9 protein-coding genes are annotated in these 7,158 nt (G+C 64.3%); all 9 read right to left on the bottom strand.

What is annotated here, in order from left to right; genetic code table 11:
* A partial coding sequence (locus K789_RS0114625; RefSeq protein ID WP_024367404.1) for a LacI family DNA-binding transcriptional regulator occupies positions 1 to 1,062 on the bottom strand: 1,062 nt, incomplete at its 3' end.
* A gap of 25 nt (positions 1,063 to 1,087) precedes the next feature.
* Entirely contained in the window at positions 1,088 to 2,068 is a 981-nt protein-coding gene (locus K789_RS0114620) for a carbohydrate ABC transporter permease (protein WP_024367403.1), read from the bottom strand.
* Positions 2,065 to 3,030 carry a carbohydrate ABC transporter permease gene (locus K789_RS0114615; RefSeq protein ID WP_024367402.1) on the bottom strand — a complete coding sequence of 322 codons (966 nt, stop codon included), beginning with the start codon at positions 3,028 to 3,030 and terminating at the stop codon, positions 2,065 to 2,067. Before K789_RS0114615 ends, K789_RS0114620 begins: the two co-directional genes overlap by 4 nt.
* 97 nt (positions 3,031 to 3,127) lie before the next feature.
* Complete coding sequence (locus K789_RS0114610; protein WP_024367401.1) at positions 3,128 to 4,477, bottom strand: ABC transporter substrate-binding protein; 1,350 nt, start codon at positions 4,475 to 4,477, stop codon at positions 3,128 to 3,130.
* 243 nt (positions 4,478 to 4,720) lie between these two features.
* The gene (locus K789_RS0114605; protein WP_024367400.1) at positions 4,721 to 5,332 is read right to left on the bottom strand and encodes a hypothetical protein; all 612 of its coding nucleotides are present in this window, start codon (positions 5,330 to 5,332) and stop codon (positions 4,721 to 4,723) included.
* Positions 5,329 to 5,892, bottom strand: coding sequence for a DUF6286 domain-containing protein (locus K789_RS0114600; protein WP_024367399.1), 564 nt, complete (start codon positions 5,890 to 5,892; stop codon positions 5,329 to 5,331). Before K789_RS0114600 ends, K789_RS0114605 begins: the two co-directional genes overlap by 4 nt.
* A 107-nt stretch (positions 5,893 to 5,999) precedes the next feature.
* Positions 6,000 to 6,380 carry a hypothetical protein gene (locus K789_RS0114595; protein WP_024367398.1) on the bottom strand — a complete coding sequence of 127 codons (381 nt, stop codon included), beginning with the start codon at positions 6,378 to 6,380 and terminating at the stop codon, positions 6,000 to 6,002.
* Positions 6,377 to 6,568, bottom strand: coding sequence for a hypothetical protein (locus K789_RS0114590; RefSeq protein ID WP_024367397.1), 192 nt, complete (start codon positions 6,566 to 6,568; stop codon positions 6,377 to 6,379). The genes K789_RS0114595 and K789_RS0114590 overlap by 4 nt, the downstream gene beginning before the upstream one ends.
* Complete coding sequence (locus K789_RS0114585; RefSeq protein WP_024367396.1) at positions 6,565 to 7,029, bottom strand: Asp23/Gls24 family envelope stress response protein; 465 nt, start codon at positions 7,027 to 7,029, stop codon at positions 6,565 to 6,567. Before K789_RS0114585 ends, K789_RS0114590 begins: the two co-directional genes overlap by 4 nt.
* Positions 7,030 to 7,158 lie beyond the last annotated feature (129 nt).

Genomic DNA, 7,158 nt, shown 5'->3' with positions numbered 1-7,158 from the left:
TGCCGCGTCCGCGCTGCGGGGCGGCGCCGTCGTGCCGCGTACAATCAGCTGGTGCGGGGCCACCGCGGATTGCACTGATCCGGTGATCCCGTCGAGCTCGTCCAGCAGCATTTTGGTGCCCAGTTCGGCCTGCTCGTCCGGGCGCTGCCTGACGGTGGTGAGACCCATGGCCTCGGAAAAGTCGTGGTCGTCGATCCCGATCACCGAGAGGTCCTCCGGGATCCGCACGCCGGCCCGGGTGGCCTCGAAGATGATTCCCATGGCCATCTCATCCGAGGCGCAGAAGATTGCCGTGGGCTTCGGTCCGGGCCTGCCCCAGAGCCGGCGGAAGGCGTCCTGGCCGCTGCGGACCGTGAAGTCGCCCCATTCGTCCCATTCGTCCCGGACGTTCAGGCCGGCTTGGGCCATGACGTCCTGGAAGGCCTTGATCCGGACCCGGGGGACATCGAAGTTGAGGTCGGTTTCGTCGTCGCCGTGCAGCAGGGCGATTTCCGTGTGTCCAAGGCCGATCAGGTGCCGCACGGCCGTTGCGGCGGCGGCGTAGTCGTCGATCCCGATGTAGGGGCATTCCTCGACGTGGCCGCCGACGACGACCAACGGGATGTCGATTTTCTGGAGGTGTTCGATTTCCTCATGGGTCAGCGCCATACACAGGACCAGCAGCGCGTCGATTTGTTTGTAGACCATGGTCTTGCTGAACAGCCGCTCACGGTTGCTGCCGTGGCCGCCCAGGTTGAAGAGGGAGAGGTTGTACTGGCGGGCGTGCAGTTCACGGTCGGCGCCCTCGATGGCTTTGGAGAAGAACCAGCGGCTGACGAAAGGCGCCAGGACGCCGATGGTCTTGGTGCGCCCGGTGGCCAGCCCGGACGCTGACGAGGACGCCACATAACCCAGTTCTTCGGCGATGCCCAGGATCTTCTCCCGGGTTGCCGGCGAAACCCTGGGCAGGCCGCGGACGGCGCGGGACACGGTGGCGGTGGACACTCCGGCGGCCGTGGCAACATCCTCGATGCTGACACCGGAGTGGCCGCCGCGCTGTGCCCTGTCTGTTGTCTTTGCCACCGTGTCCCCTTGTCGACTCGCCGCCCTATCCCTTCAGCCCACCCGCAAGCAGGCCGCGGACAAAGTAGCGCTGCAGCCCGAAGAAGACTGCCAGCGGGACAATGATCGACACGAACGCCGCAGCGGGGTTGAGGTAATCCCTGCTTCCCCGGGTACCGGAGATCTCCGCCAGCCGCTGGGTAATGGGAGCCACATCCGCGGTGCCGCCGGAGAATACGAGGGCCACCAGCAGGTCGTTCCAAACCCAGAGGAACTGGAAGATAGCCAACGACGCCAGCGCCGGCACGGACAGCGGCAGGATGATTCGCCAGAAAATGGTGGTGTGCCCGGCGCCGTCGACCCTGGCAGCCTCGATCATTTCGCCCGGGATCTCCGAGATGAAGTTGTGCAGCAGGAAGATCCCCAACGGCAGTCCGAACATTGTGTGGGCTATCCACAGTTGGGCGTAGGAGCCGGAGGGCATCTGGAGGACCTGGGTGAAGAGCTGGAGCAGCGGTATCAGGGACATCTGCAGCGGGATGATCTGCAGCGCGAAGACGAAAATGAACAGGCCGTCCCGGCCCTTGAACTTTCCCCAGGCGAAGATGTAGGCGGCCATGGACGCCAGGACCAGAATGAACAGGGTGACGGGTATGACAATGGCGAGGGAGTTCACGAAGTACTGAGACAAATTCGGCGACTGGGAACCTGCCGAGGCGGTCACGTCGATATAGTGCTGGAACGTGAATTGCCAGTCCCCAAAGAAGTTCCACCACCCATCCGAGCGCGGTCCGACCTGTTTCGCAGCCGGGCGGAACGACGAGACAAACAGCCCGAAAGTCGGCACCGTCCAGATGACGGCGATCAGCAAAGCCGCCGCTGTGGCCCAGCGGGACGTCAGTTTCTGCTTGACCCTGCGCATGATCGGAGCGGCATCCTCCGGTGATCCGGTGATGCTGGGCTGCTCGGCGCGGGGGAGGGTCCGGGTCGCCTCGGAGGCCTCGTCCGGAACTGGAGTGGCGGTCATCGGATCTCCCTTTGCTGACGAAGGACGCGGGCGTTGTACACGACAATGGGCAGGACCAGCAGGAACAGCACCAAGGCGAGGGCTGCACCGCGGCCTGGCTCACCGGCCCGGAAGGCCTGGGTATACATCTCATTGGCGACGACGGAGGTGTCATAATTGCCGGCTGTCATCGTCCGGACAATGTCAAAGACCTTCAGCGTCGCGATCGTAATGGTGGTCAGCACTACGACCAACGCCCCACGGATCCCGGGAACGGTGACATTGCGGAATTGCTGCCACGGATTCGCGCCGTCCAAACGGGCGGCCTCCACCAGCTCCGTGGGCACTCCCTTGATAGCGGCCGACAAAACGACCATGGCGAACCCGGTCTGAATCCAAACCATCACGATAATAAGGAAGATCGTGTTTTCCGGCGCATCCAGCAGGAATTGCTTGGGCTGCATCCCCAAGGCAACACGGAGGAAGTTCAGGACGCCGGTCTGCTCAATACCAGGACCCCGGTAGTCGTAGACAAGCTTCCAGATGATGCCCGCTCCAACGAAGGAGATGGCCATCGGCATGAACACCAGCGCCTTCAATACCTTTTCGCCCCGTGCCTTGTCGATGAACACCGCATAAGCGAGGCCGAATCCCGTTGACAACAATGGCACCAGGACTGTCCAGACGATCGTGTTCCTGAGCGTCACCAACGCTTCCGGCTGGGTGAACATCCACACAAAGTTGTCGACGCCGTTCGGCTGGCCCTTGGCATCAGTAAAAGCGAAGAACGAGGTCTGAATAGCCGGATAGACAAGACCCACCAGCATCAGGATCGCTGCCGGCGCCAGAAAACCGATGACCGTCAGTTTGTCCTTTGACGATTTTGGCGCCTTGTCCACCACAAGCATGATGAGGCCAATGATGGCGGCGAAGACCGCCAGGGCAATCACTACTTGAAGAAGTTTCCCTCCGATAAATTCCATAGCCCGTCCTTCGAGGTGTCCGTGGATCAGTGAGTTCGAGAGAAAACGCTGCCTTCCTGCTCAAGAAGTACTGTGCAGGAAGGCAGCGCACTTGGCGTCAGCTCTTTGGCCAGCTGGATTCGATGGTGTCGGCGACCTGTTGGGAGGGTGTGCCGTTGATCCAGGTGACAATTCCCTTCCAGAAGGAGTTCGAACCGACGGCCCCGGGCATCAGATCAGACCCGTCGAAGCGGAATACTGTCTTGGGGTCCTGGAGGAGCTTGACGGACTGCTTGTCCAGTTCGGACTGCGCGTTGTTCGGGTCAAGTCCCTTGTTGGCGCTGATGACGCCGCCCAGCTTCACGCGGTTGTTGGCGAAGTCAGCACTGGCCATGTAAGCCAAGTACGCCTGGACCTCCGGGGTGTCCTTGTATGCGCCTACCATTTCGCCGCCACCCGTGATGGACTCGCCCCGGCTGGGGTCGATCGGCGGGGTCATGAACGCCCAGACATCACCGTCCGGAGCGACAACAGTCCCTTGCGGCCAGTTGGCGGCCTGGAAGTTGGCCTGGTGGTGCATGGCGCACTGCCCGTCAAGCACGGGCTGGCCAGCCTGTGCAAAACCGGTTGTCAGGATAGACCGCACGTCGCCGAAGCCGCCGTTGACGAAGTCCTGGTTGAGCAGGATCTCACCCGTCTTGTCGAAGGCGCTTACGATCTTGGAATCGTTGAAGGGAATCTGATGGCTGACCCACTGGTCGTAGACTTCAGGGCCCTCTGCCCGGAGGACAACATCCTCAATCCAGTCCGTGCCGGGCCAGCCGGTGGCTTCGCCGGACTCGAATCCAGCACACCAGGGCTTCATCGCCTTGTCGTCCGCGATCTTCTTGCTGAGAGTCAGCATCTCGTCCCAGGTCTTGGGGACTTCCCAGCCCTTGTCCTTGAATGTCTTGGGTGCATACCAGACATAGCCCTTGACGTTGGCCAACATGGGGGCCGTGTAGAACTTGCCGTCGACGGTTCCGTATTTCTTCCAGTCGGCGGACCAGTTCTTGTCCACAAGGTCCGAAACGGCTTTAGGGGCTTCCTTCAGGTTGCCCGCCCTGGCCTGGTCAGCCATGAGTCCGGGCTGCGGGAAAATGGCGACGTCCGGCGCGTTCCCGGCCTTGGCGCGCACACCGATCTGGGTCTCAAATTCTTTGCTGCCCTCATATTTCACAGTGATGCCGGTGCACTTCTCAAAGGGCGCCCAGGCCGCTTCAAGATTGGTCGCTTCAATATCGACAATGGTCGAGTACACAGAAACAGTCTTGCCATCGTGCTTGCCGTAGCTGGAATATGCGGCGCAATCTGTGTCGGCTGCAGACCCGGAGTTGCCGGTGCCACCGGTGGATCCACTGCAGGCGGTCAGGGACAGGGCCAAGACCCCGACCGTGGCGACGGGCAGCAAATAGTTGCGGTTGTTCATGCGGAAAACTCCTCATTGACTAGGTAGCGATCGGCGTTGGAGCGGCGGTGCGTGCGTGTGGTGCCCATCACAATAATCACCATCCGGTGAGGAATGCAAGCGTTTACACACAACCTTTGCGGAAAGGAGACCCTTATCGGGCACATAGCCCTGCGCGCCAACGCGCGCCGTTGCTGGGAAGTCGGCCCACCGCCCGCCTTGAGCGGGACCCGCAAGCACGTTGCGACAATCTCACCGCGGGGGTCAGCGGACCCGCTCAGCCCGCCCGAACCTCGACCGGGCACCCGAGACGATATGGATGAGCACCAGGGTACGTTTGCCGATGGCGAGGTCGAGCGCCTCCACGAGGGCGGACACCTCGGCCGCAAGCCGGTGGGGGGCCACGCCCTGGCGGGGCTGGATCCTGATTCTCAGGGCGGGTTCGCCGCGGAATTCGTAGGTGGAAACGGTTGCGCCAGCCAGGTCCGGACGGTCCGCCAACGCAGCCCGGAGCGCCTGCTCGGCAACCCCGCTGCCGATCCTGACGTTTCCGGGCACCTCGCCCGGATCCTCTTCGGACACGAGCAGGTTGGCCCTGCCCTTGCCCTGCTGGGCGACCCAGGCAACCATGGCGCCAATCACCAGGAGCAGTGCCAGGACCACCGCAATCCAAAGCCAGCTCTCCGCACGCCCCGGGAAGCGGGTGCGTTCGAAGAGGTCCCGCCAGATGCTCCAGACACCGGCGGCCCATCCCTGCCACCACACAGCCACCGCTGGCACACTCGCCAGCAGGATGAGCAGCACCCCGAGGCCGGACAGGGCAATTCCGAGGATGCCGATGAGGACACGGTTGAGGATTCTGGGGGTGCCGTTCATGCGCCGATCACCCCGGCAGGGGCCACATTGATCCGGACTTCCGGCGTGGGGGACAGCATCATGTCCCGGAGCTCATCCTGGACGGCCGCGAGCACGGCATCCGGGCTCAGCGGGACGCCGGACGTCGGACGGACGTTGACCTGGACCTGCCGCCGGGACACAGTCACCATCACTTGCTCCTGACTCACATTGGCGGCCACCCTGGCCCGGCGTGCCAGGGCGGAGGCAATCACTTCGTCGTCCACGACAACGGCGGTCCGGCGGTCCTGCAGAAGGTGGCGGGCCCGCCGTCCGGGCAGGACCGCGTTCAGGAAGAAGAACAGCCCGGCCATCAGCAGTACCGCGCCGATCACCCCGAGCAGGAGGGGCGGAACCCCGTTCGGGAGCGCCACCACCTGCTCCGCCGCAGTCTCGGGATCCACGAGCCATGGCGGCTGTCCGACGGCCCGGACCGCGGTTTCCAGGAGGGCGTAGACGCACAGCGCAATGACGAGGACGGCGGCGAGGATCGAGGCCACGGCCCTGGAGGAGTGGGTCTCGCGTTTGAGGATCAGCTCCATGCCATCGGCGGCTGTCCCCGCAGGTACCACGCGGCCGGTCGAAGGCGCGTCGCTGGGAGCAGGCGGAACGTATTGCCCGCCGCTCGACCCGTGTTCGGTGTCGTGGCTCAATGGACGCGCCCTCCTTCACTCACGCTGGCGCCGCTGATCCGGATGTCCACCCGGCTCAGCCGGACACCGCTTAGCTCGGTCACTCGGCGCAGGATGTCGGCCTTGGCGGCCACGGCCCGGTCCCAGATGGAGCCGCCGAAGCCCGCGATCCGCCCCGGGTCCCTGAGGAGGGCAGTCAGTGGGGGGACGGTGATGGGTGCGACAAGGGACAGGGCCAAGAGCCCGTCGTCGTCGGTCCACTCAGCACGGACCTCCTGCGGCGTAACGCCAAGGGCTTCGGCCGCGGCAGCCTGCGCCACGCTGGTGAGCGCCTGGGTGCTGATCCTGGTGTGTCCAGCCCTCGCGGCGGCGTGGACAGCACCAGCTGCGCCGCTCATGAGGAGGAACGCCGGCCCGTGAGGGCGTCAAGCACGCTGCGCAGGTCCAGTTTCCCTTCCGCGGCGCGGCCCAGCAGGGCTCCGATTCCCATGAACAGCAGGGCGCCGAGGAAACCCCATACGCCGAACTGGAAGGACATGAACGCGACGAAGGCGCCCATGGCGATCCCCACAACGGTCAGATTCACTGGATTGCCTCCCTTGAGGGCCGGGTCTCGGCCGGGGTGCCGGGCTTGGCCGGGCCGGGCACGTAGACATCATTGATCTCGATGTTGACTTCGATGACCTGGAGCCCGACGAGCTCCTCCACTGCCGCATACACAGCGGCGCGAATCTGGTCCGCCAGGGCGTGCAGGGGTGTGCCGTAGAGTGCCACCAGGTCAATGTCGACGGCTACCTGCGTTTCGCCGACCTCGGCACGGACACCGGCGGCGTGGTCCGCGCTGCCGACGGCGTCGCGGAAAGCGCCCAGCGCACGGGACGGCCCCGATCCCAGAGAGTAGACGCCGGGGACTGCGCGGGCGGCGATGCCCGCGACTTTCGCGACGGCGGTTTCGGAAATGACGGTGCGGCCACCGCCAAGAATCGGCACGTGGGCGGGCTGTCCGGGCACCGGGGCCGCTGCGGACTGGGAATTCTGGTATTCCATGAGGCACTCCCCCTTCTCTTTGTGACCACCCTAGTACCTGCCCTCGACATGGTGGCCGCTTGGCGCCGGGAAGGCCGCTGAGTCAGGGCCGTCACGGTGTCAGGGGCAGCCCCGGCCAGGGGCGGGGGG

It is taken from the genome of Arthrobacter sp. TB 26, assembly GCF_000427315.1.
In the GTDB taxonomy this organism is placed as follows: domain Bacteria; phylum Actinomycetota; class Actinomycetes; order Actinomycetales; family Micrococcaceae; genus Arthrobacter.
The sequence above is the reverse complement of the archived record's forward strand: the minus strand, read 5'-3'. Positions and strand labels throughout refer to the sequence as shown.